This window comes from Flintibacter sp. SJQ-8 (assembly GCF_054108085.1).
The window spans coordinates 1-25578 of record NZ_JBPJWR010000016.1; the positions used below are offsets into that span (position 1 = coordinate 1).

Annotated in this window: 25 protein-coding genes and 2 pseudogenes; 17 read left to right on the forward strand and 10 right to left on the reverse strand. The window is 60.0% G+C overall.

All coding sequences use genetic code 11. The features are described from left to right. The 7 genes and pseudogenes from ACSAMP_RS11440 to ACSAMP_RS11470 all read left to right on the forward strand — a co-directional run. A partial coding sequence (locus ACSAMP_RS11440) for a response regulator (RefSeq protein WP_457800544.1) occupies positions 1-509 on the forward strand: 509 nt, incomplete at its 5' end. Positions 510-524: 15 nt separating this feature from the next. Further along, on the forward strand, positions 525-1154 hold the full coding sequence (locus ACSAMP_RS11445) for a hypothetical protein (RefSeq protein ID WP_457800545.1): 630 nt from the start codon (positions 525-527) through the stop codon (positions 1152-1154). Between the two features lie 423 nt (positions 1155-1577). Next, on the forward strand, positions 1578-1844 hold the full coding sequence (locus ACSAMP_RS11450) for a hypothetical protein (RefSeq protein WP_457800546.1): 267 nt from the start codon (positions 1578-1580) through the stop codon (positions 1842-1844). Positions 1845-2076: 232 nt separating this feature from the next. Next, positions 2077-3076 (forward strand): annotated as a pseudogene (gene trpS, locus ACSAMP_RS11455) (tryptophan--tRNA ligase). A gap of 235 nt (positions 3077-3311) precedes the next feature. Continuing rightward, on the forward strand, positions 3312-4259 hold the full coding sequence (locus ACSAMP_RS11460) for an MraY family glycosyltransferase (protein WP_457800547.1): 948 nt from the start codon (positions 3312-3314) through the stop codon (positions 4257-4259). After that, a complete protein-coding gene (gene wecB, locus ACSAMP_RS11465) occupies positions 4256-5404 on the forward strand; it encodes a non-hydrolyzing UDP-N-acetylglucosamine 2-epimerase (protein ID WP_457800548.1) in 1149 nt (382 codons plus the stop codon). Before ACSAMP_RS11460 ends, wecB begins: the two co-directional genes overlap by 4 nt. Before the next feature lie 3 nt (positions 5405-5407). After that, a complete protein-coding gene (locus ACSAMP_RS11470) occupies positions 5408-6169 on the forward strand; it encodes a hypothetical protein (RefSeq protein WP_441795853.1) in 762 nt (253 codons plus the stop codon). Between the two features lie 11 nt (positions 6170-6180). Here the strand turns inward: ACSAMP_RS11470 and ACSAMP_RS11475 are convergent, their stop codons facing one another. The 3 genes from ACSAMP_RS11475 to ACSAMP_RS11485 are packed head-to-tail and all read right to left on the reverse strand — an operon-like array spanning position 6181 to position 7254. Next, positions 6181-6555 (reverse strand): hypothetical protein, encoded by a 375-nt coding sequence (locus ACSAMP_RS11475; RefSeq protein WP_441795854.1) that lies wholly within the window; start codon positions 6553-6555, stop codon positions 6181-6183. After that, positions 6548-6964, reverse strand: a complete 417-nt coding sequence (locus ACSAMP_RS11480; protein WP_441795855.1) for a hypothetical protein — start codon at positions 6962-6964, stop codon at positions 6548-6550. The genes ACSAMP_RS11475 and ACSAMP_RS11480 overlap by 8 nt, the downstream gene beginning before the upstream one ends. A gap of 23 nt (positions 6965-6987) precedes the next feature. Continuing rightward, on the reverse strand, positions 6988-7254 hold the full coding sequence (locus ACSAMP_RS11485) for a hypothetical protein (RefSeq protein WP_441795856.1): 267 nt from the start codon (positions 7252-7254) through the stop codon (positions 6988-6990). A gap of 63 nt (positions 7255-7317) precedes the next feature. On the opposite strand from ACSAMP_RS11485, the gene ACSAMP_RS11490 reads away from it, so the two are divergent. The 4 genes and pseudogenes from ACSAMP_RS11490 to ACSAMP_RS11505 all read left to right on the forward strand — a co-directional run bounded on the left by ACSAMP_RS11490 (position 7318) and on the right by ACSAMP_RS11505 (position 12052). Then, entirely contained in the window at positions 7318-7776 is a 459-nt protein-coding gene (locus tag ACSAMP_RS11490; RefSeq protein ID WP_457800549.1) for a metallophosphoesterase family protein, read from the forward strand. A 66-nt stretch (positions 7777-7842) separates the two neighbouring features. After that, complete coding sequence (cls, locus tag ACSAMP_RS11495) at positions 7843-9333, forward strand: cardiolipin synthase (RefSeq protein ID WP_457800550.1); 1491 nt, start codon at positions 7843-7845, stop codon at positions 9331-9333. Positions 9334-9929: 596 nt separating this feature from the next. After that, a pseudogene (locus ACSAMP_RS11500) lies at positions 9930-10701 on the forward strand (tRNA threonylcarbamoyladenosine dehydratase). Positions 10702-10768: 67 nt separating this feature from the next. After that, positions 10769-12052, forward strand: a complete 1284-nt coding sequence (locus tag ACSAMP_RS11505) for an O-acetylhomoserine aminocarboxypropyltransferase/cysteine synthase family protein (RefSeq protein ID WP_457800551.1) — start codon at positions 10769-10771, stop codon at positions 12050-12052. 257 nt (positions 12053-12309) lie between these two features. Here the strand turns inward: ACSAMP_RS11505 and ACSAMP_RS11510 are convergent, their stop codons facing one another. Beyond that, entirely contained in the window at positions 12310-13113 is an 804-nt protein-coding gene (locus ACSAMP_RS11510; RefSeq protein WP_457800552.1) for a tyrosine-type recombinase/integrase, read from the reverse strand. Between the two features lie 294 nt (positions 13114-13407). Here ACSAMP_RS11510 and ACSAMP_RS11515 point away from each other — a divergent pair, with 294 nt between their 5' ends. Next, positions 13408-14946, forward strand: a complete 1539-nt coding sequence (locus tag ACSAMP_RS11515; protein ID WP_457800553.1) for an S-layer homology domain-containing protein — start codon at positions 13408-13410, stop codon at positions 14944-14946. 333 nt (positions 14947-15279) lie between these two features. Here the strand turns inward: ACSAMP_RS11515 and ACSAMP_RS11520 are convergent, their stop codons facing one another. Further along, complete coding sequence (locus ACSAMP_RS11520; RefSeq protein ID WP_457800554.1) at positions 15280-16125, reverse strand: magnesium transporter CorA family protein; 846 nt, start codon at positions 16123-16125, stop codon at positions 15280-15282. A gap of 139 nt (positions 16126-16264) precedes the next feature. Here ACSAMP_RS11520 and ACSAMP_RS11525 point away from each other — a divergent pair, with 139 nt between their 5' ends. Beyond that, positions 16265-16666, forward strand: a complete 402-nt coding sequence (locus ACSAMP_RS11525) for a PaaI family thioesterase (protein ID WP_457800555.1) — start codon at positions 16265-16267, stop codon at positions 16664-16666. 243 nt (positions 16667-16909) lie between these two features. Next, a complete protein-coding gene (locus ACSAMP_RS11530; RefSeq protein WP_441795864.1) occupies positions 16910-17302 on the forward strand; it encodes a thioesterase family protein in 393 nt (130 codons plus the stop codon). A gap of 52 nt (positions 17303-17354) precedes the next feature. On the opposite strand, the gene ACSAMP_RS11535 is transcribed toward ACSAMP_RS11530, so the two are convergent. After that, complete coding sequence (locus ACSAMP_RS11535) at positions 17355-17882, reverse strand: amidase domain-containing protein (RefSeq protein ID WP_457800556.1); 528 nt, start codon at positions 17880-17882, stop codon at positions 17355-17357. A 166-nt stretch (positions 17883-18048) separates the two neighbouring features. Next, positions 18049-19017: a class II fructose-1,6-bisphosphate aldolase gene (gene fba, locus ACSAMP_RS11540; RefSeq protein WP_457800557.1), complete on the reverse strand. Its 969-nt coding sequence runs from the start codon at positions 19015-19017 to the stop codon at positions 18049-18051. A gap of 146 nt (positions 19018-19163) precedes the next feature. Here fba and ACSAMP_RS11545 point away from each other — a divergent pair, with 146 nt between their 5' ends. Continuing rightward, positions 19164-20411, forward strand: a complete 1248-nt coding sequence (locus ACSAMP_RS11545) for a 6-phosphofructokinase (RefSeq protein WP_457800558.1) — start codon at positions 19164-19166, stop codon at positions 20409-20411. A 68-nt stretch (positions 20412-20479) separates the two neighbouring features. Here ACSAMP_RS11545 and ACSAMP_RS11550 read toward each other — a convergent pair whose 3' ends face one another. Beyond that, the gene (locus ACSAMP_RS11550; protein ID WP_441795868.1) at positions 20480-21907 is read right to left on the reverse strand and encodes an ATP-binding protein; all 1428 of its coding nucleotides are present in this window, start codon (positions 21905-21907) and stop codon (positions 20480-20482) included. 209 nt (positions 21908-22116) lie between these two features. On the opposite strand from ACSAMP_RS11550, the gene acpP reads away from it, so the two are divergent. Beyond that, entirely contained in the window at positions 22117-22350 is a 234-nt protein-coding gene (acpP, locus tag ACSAMP_RS11555) for an acyl carrier protein (protein WP_441795869.1), read from the forward strand. Positions 22351-22426: 76 nt separating this feature from the next. Further along, entirely contained in the window at positions 22427-23107 is a 681-nt protein-coding gene (gene rnc, locus ACSAMP_RS11560) for a ribonuclease III (RefSeq protein WP_441795870.1), read from the forward strand. A gap of 84 nt (positions 23108-23191) precedes the next feature. On the opposite strand, the gene ACSAMP_RS11565 is transcribed toward rnc, so the two are convergent. Then, entirely contained in the window at positions 23192-24928 is a 1737-nt protein-coding gene (locus ACSAMP_RS11565) for a tetratricopeptide repeat protein (protein WP_457800559.1), read from the reverse strand. After that, complete coding sequence (locus ACSAMP_RS11570; protein ID WP_457800560.1) at positions 24867-25487, reverse strand: tetratricopeptide repeat protein; 621 nt, start codon at positions 25485-25487, stop codon at positions 24867-24869. The genes ACSAMP_RS11565 and ACSAMP_RS11570 overlap by 62 nt, the downstream gene beginning before the upstream one ends. Positions 25488-25578 lie beyond the last annotated feature (91 nt).

Genomic DNA, 25578 nt, shown 5'->3' on the forward strand with positions numbered 1-25578 from the left:
GCTCCATCTCCTTTGTCAGCCAGCAGGGCAAGGGGACCACCTTTACCATCGTCCTGCCTTTCCTGCCCGACCCGGACAGCGCCGCTCCCGCCGCTCCCGTCCCGGTGGAGGAGCTGCCCTCCATCGCCGGGGCCCGGGTGCTGCTGGCGGAGGACAACGACATGAACCGGGAGATCACCCGCTTCGTCCTGGAAAAGCAGGGCGTCCAGGTGGTGGAGGCCCTGGACGGCCGGCAGGCGGTGGAGGCCTTCGCCCAGTCCGCCCCCGGCAGCTTTGACGTGGTGCTGATGGACGTGATGATGCCAGTGATGGACGGCCTGGAGTCCACCCGCCGCATCCGCTCCATGGACCGCCCCGACGCCAAGACCGTCCCCATCTTCGCCCTCACCGCCAACGCCTTCGTAGACGACCAGGTCCGCAGCCGCAAAGCCGGCATGAACGAGCACCTGCCCAAGCCCCTGGACGCACCAAAGCTGATTCTTTTGATACGGAAGTATTTGAGAGTCTAAGTTTTAGGAGGGAATATGAATATTATCGATATAACTCTTGAGCCTACTTACTATATTTCGATCAAGCTAAATTGGCTGGCGCTCCTTGTCCTGTGTGCAGCGCTGGTCGGTATCAGCTATCTGATCAAAAAAGTCATTCCAGTCTCAAGAAAACACGCCATCTCCGTCCAAGAGATAACGCTCGGGATTGGAAACAGCAGCATTACGGTACATTATGATAATCGTGACCTGGCTATTGCATATAAATTGTGGGTCGAACTCAACACACGGAAAATCGGATTGGAATTTGACCAGGAAAATGATGTGATCGTGGAAGTGTATGATTCGTGGTATGAGTATTTCCGCGTCGCCAGAGAATTGATAAAAGACCTGCCGATTGAGAAGATCGAATGTGCATCAGAATTGATAGAGTTGGCAACAAAGGTCCTCAATCAAGGTCTGCGTCCACATTTAACAAAGTGGCAAGCACGTTATCGCAAATGGTATGAGAGCAGCGTAAAAGAGAGCGACGCCAAACTTTCCCCGCAGGATATCCAGAAGCAGTATCCGCATTACGATGAACTTCTCTCTGATCTAATTGAAACCAGCAAGAGAATGATCGCATACAAAGAGCTAATGTATCAAATCGCCTTTCATAAAACTTGATTGACCAGGATCATCCTGTCAGAATGGAGGTCACCATGAAACGAACTGCCTCTCATTCCCGCCCTGTGTCTGCTTGCAGCTTTCGCGCTTTCCGCCTGCTCCCCCGCCGCTCCCGGTGATCAGGCGCTCAGAGGACTTCAGCTCTGCTGAAACGAGCACACCCGCGTCTCTCGATGACCTGGGCAAAACGCTTCGTGCGTCGGAAGACGCGCATCCTGACGGCGCGTGCGCTGCAAGTCTGGCCGGCTTCCCGGACTGGGCCGCCGCCTGCTATGCGGCCCCAGGTGCGGAATACGTCCCCATCTTCTTCGCTGGGCACAGCGGCGACTTTAAAAAGGCCATGACGGCATGCGAAGACCAGCTGAAATGCGCCGGGTTCTATTACCCGGGCAAAGTATCCTTTTCCCAGACATGGACGACGAGATGTCTTTTGAAGATCTCCTCTCCCTGATTGGCGTGGACGAGTATGAGTATTTCGGAGACGATGATGACACGATCACGGCGGCGGGCTGGTTGCGATTCCAGTATCGCGGCATGGAGGTGATGATAAACACAAACGAGGCCGACGCCGTCGGCGTGTACTCTGTGTTTACAGGCGCAGAACGCGTGAGATACGATGCTCCGGCGTCTATCGTGGATTTGGAACTGTTGGCGGCTGATCAGACATATGGTCGACACAGTCATGTTTGACTGAAGAACACAAAAGGGACCGTTCCCAAAATTCGAAAATATCCACCCTCTTCAGAGCAGCTGCGTTCCAAAGAGGGTGGATATTCTTTGTCTGTCCACAATTTATTTGCGTATGCCTTTGTCCCAACTTCGTTCACCTGGGATATTGCTTAATGTCGCGCTCCGTGGTAAAATAGTACGATATTATGCGCGCGTTTCTTGATGCGCCGTGTATTTAAAGGAGCCGACAACCATGGATGAAAAGAAAGTAATGCTCTCCGGCATCCAGCCCAGCGGCGATCTGCACCTGGGCAACTACCTGGGTGCCATCAAGCACTGGGGGGCCCTGGGCCGAGGAGTTCGACTGCTACTACTTTATGGCCGATATGCACACCATCACCGTCCGTCAGGAACCCGCCAAGCTGCGCCGCCGCACCCTGGAGCAGCTGGCCCAGTATATCGCCTGCGGTCTGGACCCGGAGAAGAACACCCTGTTCGTCCAGTCCCACGTCCCCGCCCATGCGGAGCTGGGCTGGGTGCTCAACTGCTACACCATGTTCGGTGAGCTGTCCCGCATGACTCAGTTCAAGGATAAGTCCGCCAAAAATGCCGACAATATCAACGGCGGCCTGTTCACCTATCCCGCCCTGATGGCGGCGGACATCCTGCTCTATCAGCCCGACTTCGTCCCCGTGGGCAACGACCAGAAGCAGCACGTGGAGCTGACCCGGGACATCGCCAAGCGCTTCAACGGCATCTATGGCGACGTGTTCAAGATCCCCGAGCCCTATATCCCCAAGACGGGCGCACGGATCATGGGTCTGTCCGACCCCACCTCTCAGATGTCCAAGTCCGCCCCCGAGGGCTGCGTCTTCCTGATGGAGAAGCCCGAGGAAATCCAGCGCAAGTTCAAGCGGGCTATCACCGACAGCGACACCGAGCACTGCGTCCGCTTTGACCCGGAGCACAAGCCCGGCGTGGCCAACCTGATGAGCATCTATGCCGCCGTCACCGGCAAGACCATGGAGGAGATCGAGCGGGAGTTCGACGGCCAGGGCTACGGCGCGTTCAAGCCCGCCGTGGGCGACGCGGTCATCGAGGCCCTGCGCCCCATCCGGGAGGAGGCCACCCGCATTCTGGCCGACAAGGCCTATCTGGAGTCTGTGTATAAGCAGGGCGCGGAGAAGGCCGGCTATGTGGCCAACAAGACCCTGCGGAAGGTCTATAAAAAGGTGGGCTTCCTGCCCCGCTGAACCCTTCCCCCGCAGATGAGGAATCTGGAACATAAAGAGGATCTATCATGACCATTGAACTTTCTGTTGTGGGCACTGCCGCTGCCGCCCTGCTGGCGGCGGCGGTGGTGGCCCTGATCTCCACGCCGGTGGTCCGCTCCCTGGCCTTTCGGGTGGCGCGCGGTGGACGTGCCCAAGGACGGCCGCCGGATGCACAATCACCCCATCCCCCGCATGGGCGGCCTGGCCATTTTCTTTGGCTTTCTGCTCAGCGTGCTGGTCTTCCGTCCTGTCCAAGCAATACCGGGGCATGCTGCTGGGGGCCGTTATCATTGTGATTTTGGGCATTTTCGACGATATCTATGCCCTGCCCGCCAAGCCCAAGTTTTTGGTGCAGATCGTGGCCGCCCTCATCGCGGTCCACGCGGGCTGCCGCATCTATATCCTGTCCAATATCAACATCTTCAGCAGCGACCCCTTCTGGGTGCTGGGCTGGCTGTCCATCCCCATCTCCGTGTTCTGGATCGTGGGCATCACCAACGCGGTGAACCTGATCGACGGACTGGACGGACTGGCCTGCGGCGTGTCCACCATCAGCTCTATGACCCTGCTGGTCATCGCCCTCACGGTGTCAGAGCCCGACGTGGCCGTGCTCACCGCCGCCCTGGCCGGGGCCTGCATCGGCTTTCTGCCCTATAACCTGAACCCGGCCAAGATCTTCATGGGGGACACGGGCTCCACCTTCCTGGGCTTCATCCTGGCCACCGTGTCCATCCAGGGGCTGTTCAAATTCTATACCATTATCTCCTTCGCCGTCCCCTTCCTGATGCTGGGCCTGCCCATCTTCGACACCAGCTTCGCCATTCTCCGCCGTCTGGCCAAGGGGCAGTCCCCCATGACCCCGGACCGGGGGCACATCCACCACCGGCTCATCGACATGGGCTTCTCTCAGAAGCAGGCGGTGGCCGTGCTGTATGTCATCAGCGCCATTCTGGGCCTGTCCGCCGTGGTCCTCACCACCAGCGGCGTGGTAAAGGCGACGCTGCTGCTGGTGGCCCTGTGCGTCACCGGCTGGATGGCCATCCGCATCTTCATCTCTCACAACAGCACCATTGAGGAGCACCTGCGCCAGCTGGAGGAGCAGGACGGTCAGGATGACCAGCCCCCCAAAACTTCTGACCAGAAGGAGGATACCACGCCATGAGCGATATCAAAGTGATGACCATCTTCGGCACCCGGCCCGAGGCCATTAAAATGGCCCCCCTGGCTCTGGAGCTTCAGCGCCGCCCGGGCATCCAGGCCCTGTGCTGCGTCACCGCCCAGCACCGGGAGATGCTGGACTCGGTGCTGAACATCTTCAAGCTGAAGCCCGACTATGACCTGAACATCATGGAGCCCCGGCAGACCCTGTCCACCATCACCTCCAAGTGCCTGCTGGGCATGGAGGGCGTGCTGGAGGAGGCCAAGCCCGACCTGGTCCTGGTCCACGGTGACACCTCCACCACCTTCGCCGGTGCCCTGGCCGCCTTCTATCACAAGATCCCCGTGGGCCATGTGGAGGCCGGTCTGCGCACCTATGACAAATGGTCCCCCTTCCCCGAGGAGATGAACCGGAAGATGGTGGGCGCCCTGGCCGACCTGCACTTCTGCCCCACCCCCGCCAACCGGGACAACCTGGCCCGGGAGAGCATCACCAAAAACGTCTTTCTCACCGGCAACACCGTCATCGACGCCCTCCAGACCACTGTCGTAAAGGATTTCACCTTTGCAGAGGACATTCTCAATCAGCTGGACTATCAGGGGAAAAAGATCATCCTGGTCACCTGCCACCGGCGGGAAAATTACGGCCAGCCCATGACCAACATCATGACCGCCCTGCGCCGGGTGGCCGACGCCTTCCCAGAGGTGGAGCTGGTCTATCCCGTCCACCTGTCCCCCGTGGTGCAGGAGGCCGCCCACAAGTATCTGGACGGCCACCCCCGCATCCATCTCATTGCCCCCCTGTCCGTGGACGAGATGCACAACCTGATGGCCCGGTGCTATCTGGTGATGACCGACTCCGGCGGCTTGCAGGAGGAGGCCCCCGCCCTGGGCCGCCCCGTGCTGGTACTGCGGAAGGAGACCGAGCGCCCCGAGGCCGTGGCCGCGGGCACCGTCCGCCTGGCCGGCGTGGAGGAGGAGGACATCTTCCGCATGGCAAGCGAGCTGCTGTCTGACCAGGCGGCCTATCACAAGATGGCCCACGCCGTCAACCCCTATGGAGACGGCCAGGCCTGCCGCCGCATCGTGGACGCCATCCAGTGGCACTTCGGCCAGCTGCCCCAGCCGCCGGAGCCCTTCGGCGTATAAACTATGGAACCGAAAAATCGGCTGCTGGTCACCCTGGCTGTGGTGGCTCTCATCGCCGGGGCCATGCTGGTTAGCTTTGGCCGCAATCTGGTGGCCCTGAACACCCCCCACGTGGTGCTGGCCGACGCCAGCGGCAGCGGCAGCAGCACCTCCGACGGCTCCCAGTCCGCTTCCAGCGCCTATCAGCGGGTGGAGATCACCCCCCGCACCGTCCAGAGCGTTATCGCCACCCTGGACCGGTCAGACAGCTATTATCGGGAGCTGACGGTGGAGTCCTTCTGGACCGGCGGCTCCTCCTCCACCGCCGTGCAGGTGTGGTGCGACGGGGACTGGTGCCACGTGCGTCAGACCCTGCCCTCCGGGGCGGTGCGCCACGATCTCACCGGCGGGGACAAGCTCTATTACTGGTACGACGGCTCCCAGCAGTATCAGACCGCCCCGGCGGACGGCCTGTCCGCCGACCTGGCCCAGCACATCCCCACCTATGAGACGGTGCTCCAGCTGCGGCAGAGCGCCATCGTCACCGCCGACTATCGCCAGCTGGAGGGCCTGTCCTGCATCTATGTGGAGGTCCGCCTGGACGACCCCCAGCGGACCGAGCGCTATTGGATCGGGCTGGACAGCGGCCTGCTGGTCCAGGCGGAGACGGAGGAGGAGGGCACGCTGACCTATCGCCTGTCCGCCCTCTCCCCCATCACCACGGCCTATGACGCCGCCGACGCCTTCTCCCTGCCAGACGGCACGTCCCTGCACAATGTAACGTAATTTCCAAACACCTACGGGGCGGCCACTGTGCCGCCCTGTGTGCTATTCTCCCTCTTCTCTTTCCCGCTGCCCAGACCCAGCACCAGGGTCAGCCCCAGGGCGATGACCAGGTCTAAGTCGTCCCCCTCCGCCAGGAGATAGAGGACGATGAGCAGCAGCAAAATGTCCCCCGCGTCCACGTTGTCCGGCAGCAGACGGCTCACCAGGCCCTCCGCCCCGGAAAACAGGCCGCCCAGGTTCCCAAGTCCCAGGGCGGACAGCACGGAGGAGCCGGGGGCGCTCTGTCCCCCTGCCCGATCTGCCCTCGGCGGGGACGGCGGTGGGTTTTCCGGCGGCGGGACCACGGGGATATAGTCCTCCTCCTGTGGGATATAGCGGTTATACACGGCCCTCCTCCCCCTTTCCGCCCATGGTGTCCAGGGCCGCCCGGATGATCCGCGTCACCCCCACGATCTGAAGGGCCCGGTCCAGCCCCGCCCGGCGCTCCTCCTTGAGAAAGGGCCGCAGGGCCCGCAGCAGGGCGGCGTTCCGGTCATCCCGCTCCTTGCAGTTTTTCAGCAGACTCAGCCCCATCTGCATCAGCCTGGGGTCCACCTGGCCCAGCAGGGCGGATAAATCGGGGACCTCCGGTTGAGACGCCGGGGGCGGCGGGGGAGTCTCTCCCGGCTCCGGCGGAGGTGAATTTGGCTCACCCGTGCCCCCTCCCCCGCCCAAGGAGCGGGCCAGAGCCATGATCTGCCCCATGGCGTTGGGGTCGCCCAAAATGGCATTCAGTTTTTCCTCCAGCTCCGCCACGGGCCAGCCACCCCCTCAGTCTGTTACTCCAGTCCCGCCTGCTTGGCCTGGGTCCCGATGCGGTCCACCAGCGCCGCCCCCTCCGGGGTGTGCATCAGGCGGTCCATCATGGCCATCAGGGCCGCCGGGTCCCCCGCCGCTGCGGCCTGGGCCGCCTGCTCCACACCGCCGCCCTGGCGCAGCAGCTCCATCAGCCGCTGGGCGTCCCCCGACTGGGCCAGCTTGCTGATGGCCGCCCGGTTCTGCTCCAGCGCCTGGGCCGGACCGCTCTGAGTCCCTTTTCCCTGCATAGGTATCCCTCCCAACACGATCTCAATCTAAGTATATGCGCCCCAGGCGCAGAGGTGACAGCTTTGAAAATTCTTGTTTTCTCCGATTCCCACCGGTCTGTGGCCGGAATGCTCTCCGCCGTGGCCGACGAGGCCCCCGACCAGATCATCCACCTGGGCGATCTGGAGGAGGACGCCGAGGCGGTGTCCTATGCCTATCCCCGCATCCCCGTGTGCATGGTCCCCGGCAACTGCGACGGCTGGACCACCCACGCTTTAAAGAAACAGATCACTCTGGACGGGGTGCGCATTCTCCTCTCCCACGGGCACCTGTGGGGGGTAAAGGGCGGCTATGACGCCGCCGTGGCCGACGCCCGGGCCTGCCAGGCGGACATTCTCCTCTTCGGCCACACCCACCGCCCCCTGTGCCAGCAGCTGGAGGACGGCCTGTGGATGCTCAACCCCGGCACCGCCCGGACCACCTATGGCGTGATTGAGCTGGACCGCGGCCACATCCACTGTTCCCTGCGCCAGATGCCCTGACGCCGCCCGCCCCAAAGGAGGTGCTTCCCCCTGAAAAAACTGTTCTATTTCCTGTTCCACCGCTCTGTGCTGGTGGCCGTCTCCCTGCTCATCCAGTTCGCCCTGCTGGCGGTGATGGTGTTTTCCTTTTCCGAGCACGTCGAGACGTTCTACTGGGTGTGTATTCTGATCAGCATCGCCGCCGCCCTGGCCATCGTGGGCAGCCGGATGGAACCGGCCTATAAGATCGCCTGGCTGCTGATCATCCTGCCCTTCCCGGTGTTCGGCGGCATCTTCTATCTGTTCATCGGCGGCGGGCGCGTCTCAAGCCGGCGGCAGCGCCGGATGCAGGGCATCTGGGACCGATCCATCAAGGCCCTGGCGCCCGACTTCAAGGCCGACGACCTGCTGCCCCTGGGAGGCGAGGCCGCCACCCAGGCCACCTATCTGGAGCAGCGGGCCGCCTGCCCCGCCTATACCAACACGGTGACGGAGTATTTCTCCCTGGGGGACCTGGCCTTCCCCCGGATGCTGGCAGAGCTGGAGAAGGCCCAGCGGTATATCTTTCTGGAATACTTCATCATCCAGCCCGGGGTGTTCTGGGACAGCATTCTGGACGTGCTGGAGCGGAAGGCCGCCCAGGGGGTGGAGGTGCGCCTGCTGTATGACGACATGGGCTGCATGTTCACCCTGCCCCAGCACTATGACCAGCAGATGATGGCCAAGGGCATCCAGTGCCGGGTGTTCAACCGCTTCCGCCCCGTCATGACCCCCCGGCTGAACAACCGGGACCACCGTAAGCTGATGATCATCGACGGGCAGGTGGGCTTTACCGGGGGCATCAACCTGGCCGACGAGTATATCAACCAGAAGGAGCGCTTTGGCCACTGGAAGGACAGCGCCATATTGCTGGAGGGGGACGCGGTGTGGTCCATGACGGTGATGTTCCTGTCCATGTGGGACCACTGTGCCGGGCTGGAGGAGAACTTTGACCGCTTCCGTCCCCCCGCCGCCCCGGTGCGCCCCTGGACGGGCTATGTCCAGCCCTATACCGACACCCCCCTGGACCAGGAGACGGTGGGCCAGTCGGTCTATCTGAACATGATTGCCCGGGCCAAAAAGTATATCTATATCACCACGCCCTACCTCATCGTGGACGTGGCCACCAACACCGCCCTGTGCAACGCCGCCAAGTCCGGCGTGGACGTGTATCTCATCACCCCCCACATCCCCGACAAGCGCTATGTGTTCGAGGTGACCCGCGCCCACTATCCCCCCCTGCTGGACGCCGGGGTCCACATCTATGAATACACCCCCGGCTTCATCCACGCCAAAAACTTTGTGGTGGATGGCCGCTTCGCCACGGTGGGCACGGTGAATCTGGACTACCGCAGCCTGTTCCTCCACTTTGAGGACGGCGTGTGGCTGTGCGACGCCCCCTGCATCCACGACATCGAGCGTGACTTTCAGGACACCCTGACGTTAAGCGAGCCCATCACCCTCCGCCGCTTCCGCCACCTGAATATCCTCTTACAGCTTTATCGAAGCATTTTACGCGTGTTTGCGCCGTTGATGTAAAGCAAGACCTGCCTGTTTTCCAGGCAGGTCTTTTTTAACGGGAACGGGCGGACGCAGAGGTCGGCCCCTACAAGAGCCATCGTAGCCTGGTGTAGGGGCGGACCTCTGTGTCCGCCCGCCGATAGCGCAAGCACCTCCGTGGCCACCCTCATCCGTCATGGCTGCGCCATGCCACCTTCCCCCTGGAATGGGGAAGGCTATTTTAACTCCTCTCTCATCCCTCCTAACTCCTAACTTCATCCTCCTCCCGTCAGAAACATGAAATTACCCTCTGAATTAGTGGGCTGATTTTTTGCAAATACCCATTGACTTTATAGGGAAAGTAGGTTATACTCTGTTCATCCTCAAGAACGAACCGACTGAAAGGAGGCCCCCAGCATGATCGCCGCGTTTGAAAAGCTGCTGCGCAGCAACTTCCGCTTTGGACGAATGTCCCCTTCCCGGACACAACTGCTGTGCGGGTCTTGTTCCTGTGCCCTTCTTCCCCTGGAATAAGGGTAAAGTGATTTTCCCTGTCAGTATTCTTGCGTCCGGGTGCTGTTTCCTTGTGTAACGGCTGCCCGGATTTTTTGCGCCATGAAAAGGAATGAGACCATTTGCTTGACCAGTATTCAAGGACCCAGCTGCTGCTGGGGAAGGACGGCATGGACCGTCTCCACAGCGCCCGGGTGGCCGTGTTCGGCATCGGCGGCGTGGGCGGCTATACCGTAGAGGCCCTGGCCCGCAGCGGCGTGGGGGCGCTGGACCTGATCGACGATGACCGGGTCTGCCTCACCAATCTGAACCGCCAGATCTTCGCCACCCGCAGCACGGTGGGCCAGTATAAGGTGGATGTGGCCGCCCAGCGCATCGCAGACATCGACCCCAAGATCGCCGTGACCACCTATAAGACCTTCTACTCCCCCGCCACCGCCGACCAGTTCGATTTCGCCGCCTATGACTATGTGGTGGACGCCATCGACACCGTCACCGGCAAGCTGGAGCTGATCCAGCAGGCCCACGACGCCGGGACCCCCATCATCAGCTGCATGGGGGCGGGGAACAAGCTGGACGCCGCCGCCTTTCAGGTGGCCGACATCTACAAGACCTCTGTCTGTCCCCTGGCCCGGGTGATGCGAAAGGAGCTGCGCAAGCGGGGCATCCGCCATCTGAAGGTGGTCTACTCCCAGGAGCAGGCTCTCACCCCCCTGGACGACATGGCCATCAGCTGCCGCAGCCACTGCATCTGTCCCCCCCGGCACCGCCCGGAAATGCACCCAGCGCCGCCAGGTCCCCGGCAGCACCGCCTTTGTCCCCGCCGCCGCCGGATTGATCCTGGCCGGTGAAGTGGTCCGGGACCTGTCCGCCGGGACCGCACCCAAACCGTAACAGACTTCACGTTCTTCTCCCCCCTGTGGGACCCAAATACAAAAATATTTAAATGAGGTGTTTACCCATGAGTAATTATAAGTTCGAGACCCTTCAGCTCCACGTTGGCCAGGAGCAGGCCGATCCCGCCACCGACTCCCGCGCCGTCCCTATCTATCAGACCACTTCTTACGTTTTCCATAATTCCGCCCATGCCGCCGCCCGGTTTGGTCTGGCTGACGCGGGCAACATCTATGGCCGTCTGACCAACTCCACCCAGGACGTGTTCGAAAAGCGCATTGCGGCCCTGGAGGGCGGCGTGGCCGCTCTGGCCGTGGCCTCCGGCGCCGCCGCCATCACCTATGCCATCCAGGCCCTGGCCGCCGACGGCGGTCACATCGTGGCCCAGAAGACCATCTACGGCGGCAGCTATAACCTGCTGGAGCACACCCTGCCCCACTTCGGCGTGTCCACCACCTTTGTAAACGCCCACGACCTGGCCGAGGTGGAGAACGCCATTCAGGACAACACCCGCGCCATCTATCTGGAGACCCTGGGCAACCCCAACAGCGACATCCCCGACATCGACGCCATCGCCGCCATCGCCCACAAGCACGGCCTGCCCCTGGTCATCGACAACACCTTCGGCACCCCCTATCTCATCCGGCCCATCGAGCACGGCGCTGACATCGTGGTCCACTCCGCCACCAAGTTCATCGGCGGCCACGGCACCTCCCTGGGCGGCGTGATCGTGGACTCCGGCAAGTTCGACTGGAAGGCCAGCGGCAAGTATCCCGCCATCGCCGACCCCAACCCCAGCTATCACGGTGTGTCCTTTGTGGACGCCGCCGGTCCCGCCGCCTTTGTCACCTACATCCGGGCCATCCTGCTGCGGGACACCGGCGCCTGCATCTCTCCCTTCAATGCTTTCCTGCTGCTCCAGGGCGTGGAGACCCTGTCCCTGCGTCTGGACCGCCACGCAGAGAACACCAAGAAGGTGGTGGAGTTCCTGGCCAACCACCCCCAGGTGGCCCATGTGAACCACCCCTCCCTGCCCGACCACCCCGATCACGCCCTGTATGAGAAGTACTTCCCCAACGGCGGCGCCAGCATCTTCACCTTCGAGATCAAGGGCGGCCAGGAGGAGGCCTTCCGCTTCATCGACAACCTGAAGATCTTCTCCCTGCTGGCCAACGTGGCCGACGTGAAGTCCCTGGTCATCCACCCCGCCACCACCACCCACTCCCAGCTGTCCGCCCAGGAGCTGGCTGACCAGGGCATCACCCCCGCCACCATCCGCCTGTCCATCGGCACCGAGCACATCGACGACATCCTGGCCGATCTGGAGCAGGGCTTCGCCGCCGCCAAGTAATCGCAGTCAATCAGCGGCTCGGTACCCCTATCTCACCTTTTCTTTCTTCTTTCTCCCTCTTCTAAAGTCATCCGGGAGGAGAGCACCCGCTCTCCTCCCGGATGGCTTTTTGCGTGTTTTGTCGTTTCCTGTCGAGCGAATTGTTTTGCATTATTTGTAAGCTTCTTCTATAATATGGTAGAAAAAGGGCTGATAATTTGCCTTATATGTACAAAGTTGAAAAAAGATCCTCATAGGCAGAAAAATAGCACTTTTCCTCACCAATCTACCACCCGGTCCACAATGGCCCGCTGCTCCGTGGCCGTCTTGCGCAGATAGATGCGGGTGGTCTCGATGCTCTCGTGGCCCATCAGGTCGGCCAGAAAGGCGATGTCCCCACAGCGGTCCAAAAAGCTCTTGGCAAACCGATGGCGAAAGGAGTGGGGATAGACCACGTCCGGGTCGATGCCATAGCGCACAGCCAGCTTTTTCAGCTGGGCGGACACCCCACGGGCGGTGATACGCTGGCCTTGCCGGTTGAGAAAGACAAAGCCGCTGGTCATTTTTTGTCCGGCCAGCCACTTGCCCGCCTCCTGCTGAAGAGCCTGGGGGATATAGATGCGCCGCAGCTTGCCCCCCTTGGTGTACAGGTCCAAATAGCCCAGGCGGATGTGCTCGGCCTTCAGCTGAAGCAGCTCGCTGATGCGGGCCCCGGTGGCCGCCAGGAACCGGACCACAAAATACCAGAAGAGCTCATCATCCTCCTTTAAGCGGGTCTTAAAATACTCATAATCTGCCTCGCTGATGACGTTTTCCAAAAAAGCCTTCTGCTGCACCCGCACAAAGGGCAGCCGCCACTTCTCCCGGCCCACGCTCTCCAGATAGCAGTTGATGGCCTGGAGCCGCAGGTTCACCGTCTGGGGCTTATAGCGCTCCATCAGCCAGCTCTTATACCGGCACAGGTTGGTCTGGGTCACCGCCCCATAGTGCTGGCGGAACTGCCGCAGGGCGAAGAGATAGGCCGTGATGGTGTTCTCCGAGAGATGCTTCTCCCGTAAATGTCTTTCGTACTGTTCTGTCATGATGAAAGACCTCCTTTCCCCGTCATTATACGATGTCCCTTTTTCCCCAATTTGCCTTTGCGTTTTGCGCCCTTCGTATAAGGCAAATTATCGGCACCGTCCGGCCCTGTCGAGGCACAAAAACGCCGCCGCTTTTGCAAGCGACGGCGTGACGCGGATTAGCGTTATCCCGGCCTTTTTATATGAGGTTCAAGCTATTCGCAGAAAAATATGCTAAAATTTGCAAGAAAGATACCCACTGTCGACACTATATGATATAATGGTATTAACCTGAAATTTATGGAGGAATCGGTCATGAAAAAAACCGTTGTATCATTGATCTTGTTGCTGACTTTGCTTTTATCCCTTTCCGTCCCGGCCTTGGCTGCGGCACCTACTGTGCAGTCGCATTTCACGGATGTCCCCACATCCCACTGGGCTTACACCCAAATCGAACGGGCCTATTCCGATGGTGTTATCGCTGGTACAGCAGGCAACGCAGCGAACTACACGGGTGTGTTCTCTCCCAGCGGAACCTTGACGGAGGCACAGTTCGTTACTATCATGACCCGCGCTTTCTTTAACGACGAGATCGAAGCGGCAAAGAAAGCCGTTGGCTCTAACGCAAAGTGGTACGCAGCCGCACAGAAAGTAGCAGAGGACAAACACTTGCTGACCTTCGTGCAGGGCAAGATGGATGCGCCTATCACTCGCTACGACATGGCAGCCATTATGACGAACATCATGGATGCAAAAGAATTTTCTGGACGCCCTGGTCTTGCTGAAACAGAAGCAACATTTGACAAGATTGCAGACTTTAAGAGTATCCCGAATTCTTATCAAATTAGTGTCGCTTCAGTCTTTGCTATGGGCCTGATTGCCGGTACTGATTCCAAGGGCACTTTCTCCGGCGCTTCCTATATGAATAGAGCACAGGCTGCTGTTGTGTATGGGCGCATGAAAGATGCCTTCCTCAATGCGGGTGATAGTAGCACGACAACGAAGCCGGATACAACGGAACCCACTCCGACACCGAGTACTCCCGGCGGAGTAGGGGAGAGCAGTATTGTTGGTACTACCAGTTCTGAACCGGTCACGCTTTCCTATGCAACCCATAAGCCTGTCGATGACTACTGGTCCAAGCAGAGCGAGGAGGTCAAAGCAGCAACCGACAAGGATGCGTTCAACGCTGCGGTAAATACGCTCATTCACGCTGAAGAGATTTCAAAAAATAGCTCCGGTATGAAAATCAACCCGTACTTCAATTATGCTGTATATGCGGAGGGGAAAACTACCGCAAAAATGAATCAGACGACAGCTGCGTTTGGGTCAATCTATGCAAATGGGTGCAAATTTTTAGCAAAATCTGTCAATGGTATGAATGTGTGCAATGCATATAGAATTAGCGACGAAGAAGTACAGGCGGTATCTGAAGCTACGTCAAAGTTTACTGACGGAATGAGCGACAAGGAAAAAATCAAGATTTGTGTTGACCTAATCACTAAGAGATTTAGTTATGATGCAAATGGCAAGGGTTTCTATTGGACAGATAGGGGGACATCAGGAGTCTGTAATGACTTTGCAAGTGCCACTAATACAATCTTGGGCGTAGCGGGAATCCCTGTAGGGATGTTTTCAGGGACCGTTTCCAATGGTGCCCATGCTTGGAATATGGCCTATGCGGATGGCGAATGGATTATTGTCGATGCGACTGCTGCAGAATATGGATATCCTCAGTATATGTCTATGAGTGAACATGAAAAGTTGTATGGGTATAGTCACTCTCTTAACGATGGAATTAGAGCACAAATTTGGAAAGCACTCATCGTTGCAGCAGAAAGTGCTCGGAAGTAATCATGACAAACTCGTGAAAAGTGCAAAACCGATTGATTTAAAGAAAGGCCGCCGGAGTAATGCCGACGGCCTTTCTTACACTGCCAAAGACCGGCTATGCGTTATACGCAATACAGAGGCTTGGCTCAGGTGATGAACTGGGTGAAGCTTAAGTTTGCTGCCATGAACTTGAAAAAATTGGCCACATGGAAATGGAGGAATCTGTTGTCCTCGTTTCGCTTTGCTGTTTTTTCGCTCATATATGTTCGAGATCCAGTCTGTTCCTGAGTACAGACCGGGTTCCTCGACAGACTGACGCCGCCGCTTTTGCAAGCGACGGCGTATCTTTTCGGCTTAAAGCCACTTGTTTTTTCGGAAATACCACAGCAGCCACGCCACGATCAGCACGCTCAGGACGATGACCGCCGGATAGCCATAGCGCCAGCCCAGCTCCGGCATCCCCACAAAGTTCATTCCATACCACCCCGCCAGCAGGGACAGGGGCAGGAAGATCACCGTGACCACGGTGAACAGCTTCATCAGCTCGTTCTGCTGGATGGACAGCTGGGACTGATAGGCCTCCCGCAGCTGGGTCACCGACTCCTGCAGGTTCCGAACGGCGTTGAGATACCGGTCCATGCGCCCGCCCAGAATGGCCATGCGCCGGACGCTGGCGTGGGACAGCAGGCCGTTGTCGTTGGCGGTCAGCTCGTCGAAGATGGAGTCCAGCTGCTCGTAATACCGTTTTAGCCGCAGCAGCTCCCGCCGCCACTGGACGATGCGGTCCATGTCCTCCCGGTGGGTACCGGACAGGATGGCCGTCTCCCCCTCGCTGATGTCCGCCTCCAGCTGCTCCAGGTGGGACATATCCCCGTGGATGAGCCGCACGAAAAAGCGGTACAGCAGCTGCTGGTTCTCCAGCGGCCCGTCCGCCGTCACCTCGCGGAAAATGGCGTTGGCCTTGTCCTCCGCCGCCCGATCCTCGCAAAAGATAAACAGGTCCTCCCGATCCAGATACAGCAGCATCTGTTCATTCTGGGTGCGATCGCTGTGTACGTCATACCAGTCAAAGGCGATCAGGCTGAATTCTTCAAAGCTCTCAAAGCTCTCGATCTGCCCCTCGTTTAAATATTGCAGGGTCTTGGGGTCCATATGGGGCGCGGCCTCCCCCATGCGCTGCATGGACAATACCCTCTGCATAGCCGGGTCCTCCTTTCTCTCGGTTGCTCTTTTATTTTATAGCACGTTCCGCCGGAAATGTCACCCCCGCTTTTCTCTGTCTTGTCTTTTCCCGTAAATGGGGGTACACTAGGGAAAACGCAGAAAAGGAGCGTTCCCCATGAAATTGGTCACTGAAGAAGATTTCCGTGCCTATGCCAAAAGCAATCCCTTTATGGAATATAACCACATCTCCATCGTCTCCGTCTCCCCCGACCGCTGCGTGGTGAAGGTGGACCTGGCCCCGGAGTCCAAAAACCGCAACGGCTATGCCCACGGCGGCCTGCTGTACGCCATGGCCGACTGCGTGGCGGGCATCGTCTCCCGCACCGACGGGGCGGACTATGTCACCCAGAGCGCCCACATGAACTTTCTCCACAATGTACAGAGCGGCACGCTCTATGCTGCCGCCGAGACGGTGCGCCGGGGCCACAAGCTGGCCATCTTCCACGTCACCGTCACCGACGAAAAAGGCGATCTGCTCATCGACGGCGTGGTGGACATGTTCCGCATCACCCCTTGACCGGATTTGATGCAGTTTGACGCTGGATTTTTGGGCTGAATTGTTGTAAGATACAGTGTGTGTATGTCGCTGAATCCCTCAGTCATCGCCTGCGGCGATGCCAGCCCCCTTTCACAAGGGGGCCTAATGGAGCAAAAAACAGCCCCCCTTGTTAAAGGGGGGAGGGCCGCGAAGCGGCGGGGGGATTCCGTCATCGTAAAAAACCTAATACCCACCACTTCGTCTTACAAGGAGGACACTATCATGTCTGTTACCGTTGGTATGAAGGCCAAGGCCGAGGCCGTGGTCAACGACCAGAACACCGCCATCACCGCCGGGTCCGGCACCCTGCCCGTGTTCGCCACCCCCTGGATGTGCGCCCTGATGGAGCAGGCCGCCTGGACCGCCGTGGCCCCCGGCCTGGCCGAGGGTGAGAGCACCGTGGGCACCAAGCTAAACATCTCCCACGTCTCCGCCACCCCCGTGGGTCTGAAGGTGTGGGCCGAGAGCGAGGTCACCGTCGTGGACGGCAAGCGCCTGGAGTTCAAGGTGGCCGCCTATGACGAGAAGGGCCTGATCGGCGAGGGCACCCACGAGCGCTTCATCATCACCGACGAGCGCTTCCTGGGCAAGGCCGCCCGCAAGCTGGAGAAGTAAATCAAGCCCTAAAATATCCGGGACCGCAATCAAACGCGGCCCCGGATATTTTTTACCCCTCCTGACGCTCCTCCCACTTCCAGGCCCCTAAAACATGCAGACAGCGCAGGGCCCGGCAGTCATAGCGAGCCAAGGGACAAAAGTCCGTATCGTCGCTGTGGGCCGCCACCAGAATGTTATCCGGCGCAGCCGGGCTGCCCACCTCCACTACGATAGGTGTGTGCGCAAAGCGCTCCTTATCAAACCGCAGCTGAATAAAATCCCCCGGCTCCACCTCCTCCAGAGACACCTCCCGGGCAAAGGGCCCCGGGGACGGTTTGGACCGGACGAGGAAATTGCGGAAATAGGGCACCCCCGTCCAGGCCGGGGCCTTGTCGTTGGGATTTAAGTAGTACCAGCCGTAGATGGGCGTGAAGTTCATCACTCCCGTCCCCGCATACAGGCACTGGGAGGCGAAATTGGTGCAATCGCCCCCGATGTCGTCGTAATTATAATACCGCGGGTTGCGGCAATAGGCCCAGGCGTGGGCATACCGCACCGCCGCCCCCCGGTCATAGGCTATCTCCCTCAGCTGCTTCATGGATGCGCTCCCCCCTCTCCCCTGATGGTATGCGGGAGGGGGCAAAAAATTCCCCGACCCAAACGGATCGGGGAATTTTTCTTTTGATCCTTCCTGGTGTTTCCCGCCCCGCAGGGGCGGAAAACACAAACCCGGAAGAATTCTATGTTGCTTGAAGGGAAATGGCTCAGGCCTTGCCGGCGCAGCCCAGCACGTCGATCAGCTTGTGACGCACCAGCTCCTTGATGGCGGCACGGGCGGGCTTCAGATACTGACGGGGATCGAAGTCGCCGGGGTGCTGCACAAAGTGCTCGCGGATGGTGGCGGTCATGGCCAGGCGCAGATCGGAGTCGATGTTGATCTTGCACACGGACAGCTCGGCGGCGTGGCGCAGTTCGTCCTCGGGGATGCCGATGGCGTCGGGCATCTTGCCGCCGTTCTCGTTGATCATCTTCACGAAGTTCTGGGGCACGGAAGAGGAGCCGTGGAGCACGATGGGGAAGCCGGGCAGGCGCTTGGAGACCTCCTCCAGCACGTCGAAGCGCAGGGGCGGGGGAACCAGGATGCCCTGCTCGTTGCGGGTGCACTGGTCGGGGGTGAACTTATAGGCGCCGTGGCTGGTGCCGATGGCGATGGCCAGAGAGTCGCAGCCGGTCTTGGTGACGAACTCCTCCACCTCTTCGGGGCGGGTGTAGCTGGAATCCTCGGCCTTGACCTTCACCTCGTCCTCCACGCCGGCCAGGGTGCCCAGCTCGGCCTCGACCACCACGCCGTGGTCGTGGGCGTACTCCACGACCTTCTTGGTGATCTCGATGTTCTCGGCAAAGGGCTTGGAGCTGGCGTCGATCATGACGGAGGTGAAGCCGCCGTCGATGCAGGACTTGCAGGTCTCAAAGTCAGGACCGTGGTCCAGGTGCAGGGCGATGGGGATCTCGGGGCACTCGATGACAGCGGCCTCTACCAGCTTGACCAGATAGGTGTGGTTGGCATAGGCTCGGGCGCCCTTGGAGACCTGAAGAATCAGGGGCGCCTTCTCTTCCTTGGCGGCCTCGGTGATGCCCTGGACGATCTCCATGTTGTTGACGTTGAAAGCGCCGATGGCGTAACCGCCGTCATAAGCCTTCTTAAACATTTCGGTAGTAGTGACCAATGGCATTATTACCATCTCCTTCAAAGTTTTTACGACTCATATTGTACCATTAACGATTGCTAATTACAAGGGTTTGTGCTATCTTAATAAAGGAGAATTTCCGAGTTAAATCTATTTTTGAATTATCTATATCGTTTAAGGAGGACGCAAACATGGAGAAATTGACTGGAGCTTGTATCATTGGCCAGTCTGGCGGCCCCACCGCCGTGATTAACGCCAGCGCTCAGGGTGTGATCCAGACCGCTTTGAAGGCCGACTGCATCACCCGGGTGCTGGGCGCGGCCCACGGCATCAAGGGCGTTTTGGAGGACAAGCTGTATGACATGGGTCAGGAGGACCCCGCCGAGCTGGACCTGATGAAGTTCACCCCCTCCTCCGCCCTGGGTTCCTGCCGCTATAAGCTGGCCGACCCCGACCAGGACGACACCGATTATAAGCGCATCCTGGAGATCTTCAAGAAGTACAACGTGCGCTACTTCTTCTATAACGGCGGCAACGACTCCATGGACACCTGCAACAAGATCTCCAAGTACATGCAGAAGGTGGGCTATGAGTGCCGCATCATGGGCGTGCCCAAGACCATCGACAACGACCTGAACGGCACCGACCACTGCCCCGGCTTCGCCTCTGCCGCCAAGTACATCGCCACCTCCTGCGCCGAGGTGTGGCAGGACGCCCACGTGTATGACACCGGCATGGTCACCATCATCGAGATCATGGGCCGTCACGCCGGCTGGCTGGCCGGTTCCGCCGCCCTGGCCTCTCTCACCGGCTGCGGCCCCGACCTGGTCTATCTGCCCGAGACCGACTTTGACATGGACAAGTTCCTCGCCGACGTGAAGGCCGTGTACGAGAAGACCGGCAAGTGCATGGTGGCCGTGTCCGAGGGCATCCACTATGCCGACGGCACCTTCGTGTCCGAGGCCAAGACCTCCGCCACCGACGGCTTCGGTCACGCCCAGCTGGGCGGCCTGGCCGTGATGCTGGCCGACACCGTGAAGCAGGCCACCGGCGCCAAGGTCCGTGGCATCGAGCTGTCCCTGCTCCAGCGCTGCGGCTCTCACCTGGCCTCTAAGACCGACGTGGACGAGGCCTGGCTGGCCGGTTCCGCCGCCGTCGAGGCCGCTGTCAGCGGCACCACCGACAAGATGGTGGCCTTCCACTGCACCCGGGACAACGGCGAGTATCACTGCGAGATCGTCCTGGAGCCCCTGGACATCGTGGCCAACTTCGAGAAGAAGGTCCCCCGCGAGTGGATCAACAAAGAGGGCAACGGCGTGGAGCAGCCCTTCATCGACTATGTCCTGCCCCTCATCCAGGGCGAGACCGAGGCCGTGAAGGAGAGCGCCCTCCCCCGCTTCGCCCACCTGAAGAAGGTCCTGACCACCTCTATGAAGTAAGTTCTCTGAAAAAACATGACCGGCCTGCCCCAGTTTTGGGGCGGGCCGGTTTTGCTTGTAAAAAAGTTTCATTCTTCTGCTGACAAGCAGGACAGCAGCTTCACGTTTCCCTGCTGTTGGGCCAGTTCTACCAGCGCATCTGAAAATCCGGTCTCCGAGAAGATCACAAAGGTCTCCCGGCGGTCTGTATTTCCCCAGGATACGCTTTTCGCCTTTGCCTGGAGACTGGTCAGCACATCGGCTCCCACAGGGGCGGACTCGTAAAACTTGCACTCACCGAACAAAATATCGTTTCGGCTCACGGTATCCAGTGCAACGATATCGATCTCCACGTCCCGATTGCCCCACCAACGACCCACCCGGTTATAGAGCGCTGGAAATTCGCCTCGTCCAATGCGGTCCCAAACAGACTGGCGACAAATGTCTTCATAGACATAAGCCGTGTGGTTTTTGATCAGATTCGCCCGAATTCGGCTGGAGACGATCTCTGGATGTCCGCCCTCAATAAAACTTTGATAGGGAAACACGAACTGGAACCAAAAGGCCAGAAAGTTATCTTTGATCTTATATTGCCCCTGCTTACAGGTCTCCGGTTTTTCCTCGGTGACGGGGACTTCCCGCTCCAGAATATCCAGGTCCACCAGTGTTTTCAGCGGACGGGTCAGATTGGTGACCTTTGTTTCCAGAACACCGCCGATCTGGCCCAGTTTCCGATTTCCCGCGGCAATGGCTTTGATGATGGAAAAGTAAGTGCCCACCTCCTGAACTTCGTTCTGGAGCAAAAAGCGCGGTTCCTCATAGAGATAACTGTCCCGCCGCAGGATGTTTCTGTCAATGGCGTCATACACCGTACTGTGCGGGCGGAATAGCTCCACATACTTGGGAACGCCGCCCGTGACAGAGTAGTATTCGATCAACCGGCGGCCATCCATAGGCGCGGCATCCGCAAAAAACTCATGATAATAGGAGAACGGGATCTGCTGCAACTTAAATTGGGCCGTGCGCCGCCCGTATAGTGGGCTGCTATAGGACAGGGCCTGCTCCTCCATCATGGAGATCAGAGAACCGCAGAGGATCAGCATCACCCTTTTATTCCTGAGCTGGGTATCCCATGTCCGCTGCAAAATGGAGGGGAACGCTTTCTCTGCTTTCCCGAGATACTGGAATTCATCCAAGACGATGATGACCTTCTCATCGTCCGTTCCGGCCTGGGCCGTCTGCTCAAACAGAACGTCCCAGGAAAACTGATTTCCAGAACGCAAAAGCCCCTGCTGCGTAAATTCGGCCACAGCCAGCCGGAAAGAATTGCGGTTTTCTACAATACTTTCTTCGGTAGCAAGAAAATAGAGCGCCCGTTTGCCTTTGATAAACTCAGAGAGCAGTTCAGTTTTCCCGACGCGCCGACGACCATAGACCACTACCAGCGAGGCCTCCGGGCGGCGATATTCCTCATCGAGCGCTGAGAGTTCTTCGATGCGGTCAACAAATCGCTTCATTGCTATCCCTCCTCTTGATTTTATTATACACAAAAACATTATACTTTCAAGCATAATGTTTCTCCCCAAAATCAGGAATCACGAGGATGGCTCCCCCGATTACGCGAAACACCGGCGACAAAAATCCCGAAACCCTATTGACAGTCCCGCGGATTCTGCATATAGTATTGAAAGAAAACGTGCACCGCACATACGAAGGAGCAGCGAGTATGATCTTTGAAAAACTGAAATCGCTCATTGCCGAGCAGTTTAATGTGGACGAGGATTCCATCACCATGGAGACCTCCTTTGCCGATGACCTGAACGCCGACTCGGTGGACATCGTGGACCTGTCCATGGCCCTGGAAGAGGAGTTCGGCATTGACGAGCTCACCGAGGAGGAGACCTCCTCCATCAGCACCGTGGGCGACCTGGTCCGCTTTTTGCAGGGCAAAGTGGACTGAGCATACATAACACACGTCAAACACACGCGAAGCTCCGCCCCGGGCGGAGTTTTGCCATGTCTAAGGAGAGCTGCGCATGGAAACCTTGGAAAAAAAGCTGGGGTATACCTTTCAGGATAGATCCCTGCTGGAAAACGCGCTGACCCACAGCTCCTGTGCCAACGAGAGCAGAGGGCGGCTGCAAAGCAACGAGCGGCTGGAATTTTTAGGCGACTCCATTCTGGGCATGGTGGTGGCCGACCACCTGTACCGCAACCACCCCGACCTACCCGAGGGGGACCTGACCCGCACCCGGGCCGCCCTGGTCTGCGAGGAGAGCCTGGTGGTGGTGGCCGAGGAGCTGGGCCTGGGGGAGTATCTCCACCTGGGCCGGGGCGAGGAGGCCGGCGGCGGACGCCAGCGCCCCTCCATCCGGGCCGACGCGGTGGAGGCCGTGCTGGCCGCTGTCTATCTGGACGGGGGCATCGGCTCCGCCCGGAAGATCATCCAGAAATATATCCTCAGCCGTGAGGTGGCCGGGCTGACCAAGCCCCGGGACCACAAGACCGCCCTTCAGGAGCTGGTCCAGCGGCAGAGCGGCCAGGTGCTGCACTATCGCCTGGTGGGCGAGGAGGGCCCCGACCACGACAAGCGCTTCTTCATGGAGGTGGACCTGAACGGCACCCCCGTGGGCGCTGGCAGCGGCCGCAGCAAGAAAGAGGCCGAGCAGATGGCCGCCAAGGCTGCCATCGAGAAGCTGGAAAAGCAGAACGGCTGACGCGCCCCTCTCCCCTTCCCCCACACAAAAAACTCCCTGACAGGCTTTCTACGGGCCGTCAGGGAGTTTTTCTATGTATCGGGATCAGTCATCCTGTCCCCGATGGAACAGGTTCTTCAGGGGGTTGCGGCTGCGCTTTTTCTCCAGACGCTCCAGGGCCTGGACGGCCTCCTGGCTGCCCCCCTCCGCCGCCTGGTGATAGCACTCTATGGCGGCCTTCCGGTCCCGGGGCAGGCCATAGCCGTGCTCCAGGCACTCCCCCAGCCAATACTGTCCCCGGGGATAGCCCTGGCGGGCGGACTTGCCGAACCACTCCGCCGCCAGCACCCGGTCCTGCTTCACGGCCACGCCGCGGTAATAGAAGTACCCCAGGCAGCACTGGGCCCGGGCGTCCCCCTGCTCCGCCGCCTGGCGATAGAGCTTGGCGGCCTGGACCTTGTCCTGCTCCACCCCGGCGCCCATCTCATAGCACAGGGCCAGGGAGCAGGTGGCGGGGGCATAGCCCAGCTCGTGGGCGGACCGATAGAGCTCCGCCGCCTTTTTCTCGTCCTTTTTCACGCCGTAGCCCAGGTCATAGCACTCCCCCAGCAGGCTTATGGCCCTGGGGTGGCCCTGGTGGGCGGACTTGGCAAACCACTCCGCCGCCTTGTCGTTGTCCTCGTCCACGCCGATGCCCCGGTAATAGCAATAGCCCAGGTTGCACTGGGACCGGGCGTCCCCCTGCTCCGCCGCCTGGCGATAGAGCGCCACGGCCCGGGCCTTGTCCTCGTCCACGCCCCGGCCCAGCTCATAGCACAGGCCCAGCATACAGGTGGCGGGGGGATAGTTCCCCCGGTGGGCGGCCTCATACAGCCCCGCCGCCCGCTTCAGGTCGGGCTCCACGCCATAGCCCTGGTCATAGCACTGCCCCAGCAGGAACTCCGCCCGGTGGCTGCCCGCGGCCACGGCCTTCTGAAACCACTCCACGGCGGTCTCGTTGCTCTCCTCCACGCCGATGCCCTGGTAATAGCAGTAGCCCAGGTTGCACAGGGCCCGAGCGTCCCCCTGCTCCGCCGCCTGGCGGTAGAGCTCCAGGGCCTTGTCCATGTCCCGGTCTACCCCCCGGCCCAGCTCGTAGCACAGACCGAGGGAGCAGGTCCCGGCCACCTCGCCCCGCTGGCTGGCTGCCTGGAACAGGCCCACGGCACGCACCAGATCCTGCTCCACGCCAAAGCCCCGGTCATAGCACTCCCCCAGCAGGTTCAGCGCCCGGGGATAGCCCTTTTGGGCCGCCTGGGCAAACCAATGGGCGGCTTTTTTGTTGTCCTCATCCACGCCGATGCCCATGTAATAGCAAAAACCCAGGTTGCAGGCGGCGGGGGGATAACCCACGTCCGCCCCCACCTGATAGAGCTCCACTGCGTGGGCCTTGTCCTGCTCCACGCCCACGCCCATCTCATAGCACAGCCCTAAGGCACAGGAGGCGGGAACAAAACCCTGGACATAGGCCCGGCGATAGCACTCCGCCGCCTTCTGGCTGTCCTGGTCCGTCCCCCGGCCCATCTCGCAGCAGATGCCATAGAGATACAGCCCCCGGGCGCTGCTCTGCTCCGCCGCCTGGCGATAGAGCTGAGCGGCCTTGGCAGGATCGGCCTCCACGCCGATGCCCTGGTCATAGCACTCCCCCAGGGAGCAGGTCGCCTCGTCATACCCCTGGCGGTGGGCCTCCTCAAAGAGCTTGAAGGCCTTTACCGGGTCGGCCTCCACCCCGTGGCCGTTCTCATAGCACTCCCCCAGCAGGGCCTGGGCCCGGGGATAGCCCTGCTCTCGCCGCCAGAGCAAACAGGCGGGCGGCCTCCTCATTGTTCTCCGCCACGGCGATGCCGTGGTAATAGAAAAAGCCCAGCCGGCACTGGGCGGGGGCAAACCCCTGTTCCGCCGCCGTGCGATAGAGTTCCAGGGCCTTGTCCTTGTCCCGGGGCACGCCCCGGCCCATCTCATAGCACAGCCCCAGCTCGCACATGGCGGGGACATACTCCTGCTCCGCCGCCGCCAGATACAGCTCGGCGGCCTTGTCAAAGTCCTGGCGGGTGCCCACGCCTGCGGCCCAGCACAGACCGGCCCCATACTGGGCGGCGATGTGGCCCCCCTCGGCGGCCTGGTCCAGCCAGTAAAAGGCCTGCTGGTCGTTCTGCTCCGCCCCGCCGCTGCCCTCGTAATAGCTCATGCCCAGGCGGTACTCCGCCTCCAGGTCGCCGCTCTCCGCCGCGCTCTGGAGCTCCCGCAGGCCCGCCTGCTTTCTGGCCGCTGCGGCGGCCATGCTGTGGATCACGTTGGGGTCGATGTACACCATCATCCCGTCCTGCTCCGCCCCGTCCCGGGGCACGCGCTCCTCGTCCATAGCATTCCGCTCCTTTCTCTGCTTTCCGATCCATCCTGAAAAAAATCGCCGCTGCAAGCAGCCTTTCTACTTACAGCGACGAAGTATGATC

What these genes read in the sequence shown, in the direction of transcription:
- ACSAMP_RS11445 (WP_457800545.1), top strand. Translation starts at nt 525, where the DNA reads ATGAATATTATCGATATAACTCTTGAGCCTACTTACTATATTTCGATC.
- ACSAMP_RS11450 (WP_457800546.1), top strand. Translation starts at nt 1,578, where the DNA reads ATGTCTTTTGAAGATCTCCTCTCCCTGATTGGCGTGGACGAGTATGAG.
- wecB (WP_457800548.1), top strand. Translation starts at nt 4,256, where the DNA reads ATGAGCGATATCAAAGTGATGACCATCTTCGGCACCCGGCCCGAGGCC.
- ACSAMP_RS11470 (WP_441795853.1), top strand. Translation starts at nt 5,408, where the DNA reads ATGGAACCGAAAAATCGGCTGCTGGTCACCCTGGCTGTGGTGGCTCTC.
- ACSAMP_RS11485 (WP_441795856.1), bottom strand. Translation starts at nt 7,254, where the DNA reads ATGCAGGGAAAAGGGACTCAGAGCGGTCCGGCCCAGGCGCTGGAGCAG.
- ACSAMP_RS11505 (WP_457800551.1), top strand. Translation starts at nt 10,769, where the DNA reads ATGAGTAATTATAAGTTCGAGACCCTTCAGCTCCACGTTGGCCAGGAG.
- ACSAMP_RS11510 (WP_457800552.1), bottom strand. Translation starts at nt 13,113, where the DNA reads ATGACAGAACAGTACGAAAGACATTTACGGGAGAAGCATCTCTCGGAG.
- ACSAMP_RS11515 (WP_457800553.1), top strand. Translation starts at nt 13,408, where the DNA reads ATGAAAAAAACCGTTGTATCATTGATCTTGTTGCTGACTTTGCTTTTA.
- ACSAMP_RS11520 (WP_457800554.1), bottom strand. Translation starts at nt 16,125, where the DNA reads ATGCAGAGGGTATTGTCCATGCAGCGCATGGGGGAGGCCGCGCCCCAT.
- ACSAMP_RS11525 (WP_457800555.1), top strand. Translation starts at nt 16,265, where the DNA reads ATGAAATTGGTCACTGAAGAAGATTTCCGTGCCTATGCCAAAAGCAAT.
- ACSAMP_RS11530 (WP_441795864.1), top strand. Translation starts at nt 16,910, where the DNA reads ATGTCTGTTACCGTTGGTATGAAGGCCAAGGCCGAGGCCGTGGTCAAC.
- ACSAMP_RS11535 (WP_457800556.1), bottom strand. Translation starts at nt 17,882, where the DNA reads ATGAAGCAGCTGAGGGAGATAGCCTATGACCGGGGGGCGGCGGTGCGG.
- fba (WP_457800557.1), bottom strand. Translation starts at nt 19,017, where the DNA reads ATGCCATTGGTCACTACTACCGAAATGTTTAAGAAGGCTTATGACGGC.
- ACSAMP_RS11545 (WP_457800558.1), top strand. Translation starts at nt 19,164, where the DNA reads ATGGAGAAATTGACTGGAGCTTGTATCATTGGCCAGTCTGGCGGCCCC.
- ACSAMP_RS11550 (WP_441795868.1), bottom strand. Translation starts at nt 21,907, where the DNA reads ATGAAGCGATTTGTTGACCGCATCGAAGAACTCTCAGCGCTCGATGAG.
- acpP (WP_441795869.1), top strand. Translation starts at nt 22,117, where the DNA reads ATGATCTTTGAAAAACTGAAATCGCTCATTGCCGAGCAGTTTAATGTG.
- rnc (WP_441795870.1), top strand. Translation starts at nt 22,427, where the DNA reads ATGGAAACCTTGGAAAAAAAGCTGGGGTATACCTTTCAGGATAGATCC.
- ACSAMP_RS11570 (WP_457800560.1), bottom strand. Translation starts at nt 25,487, where the DNA reads ATGGACGAGGAGCGCGTGCCCCGGGACGGGGCGGAGCAGGACGGGATG.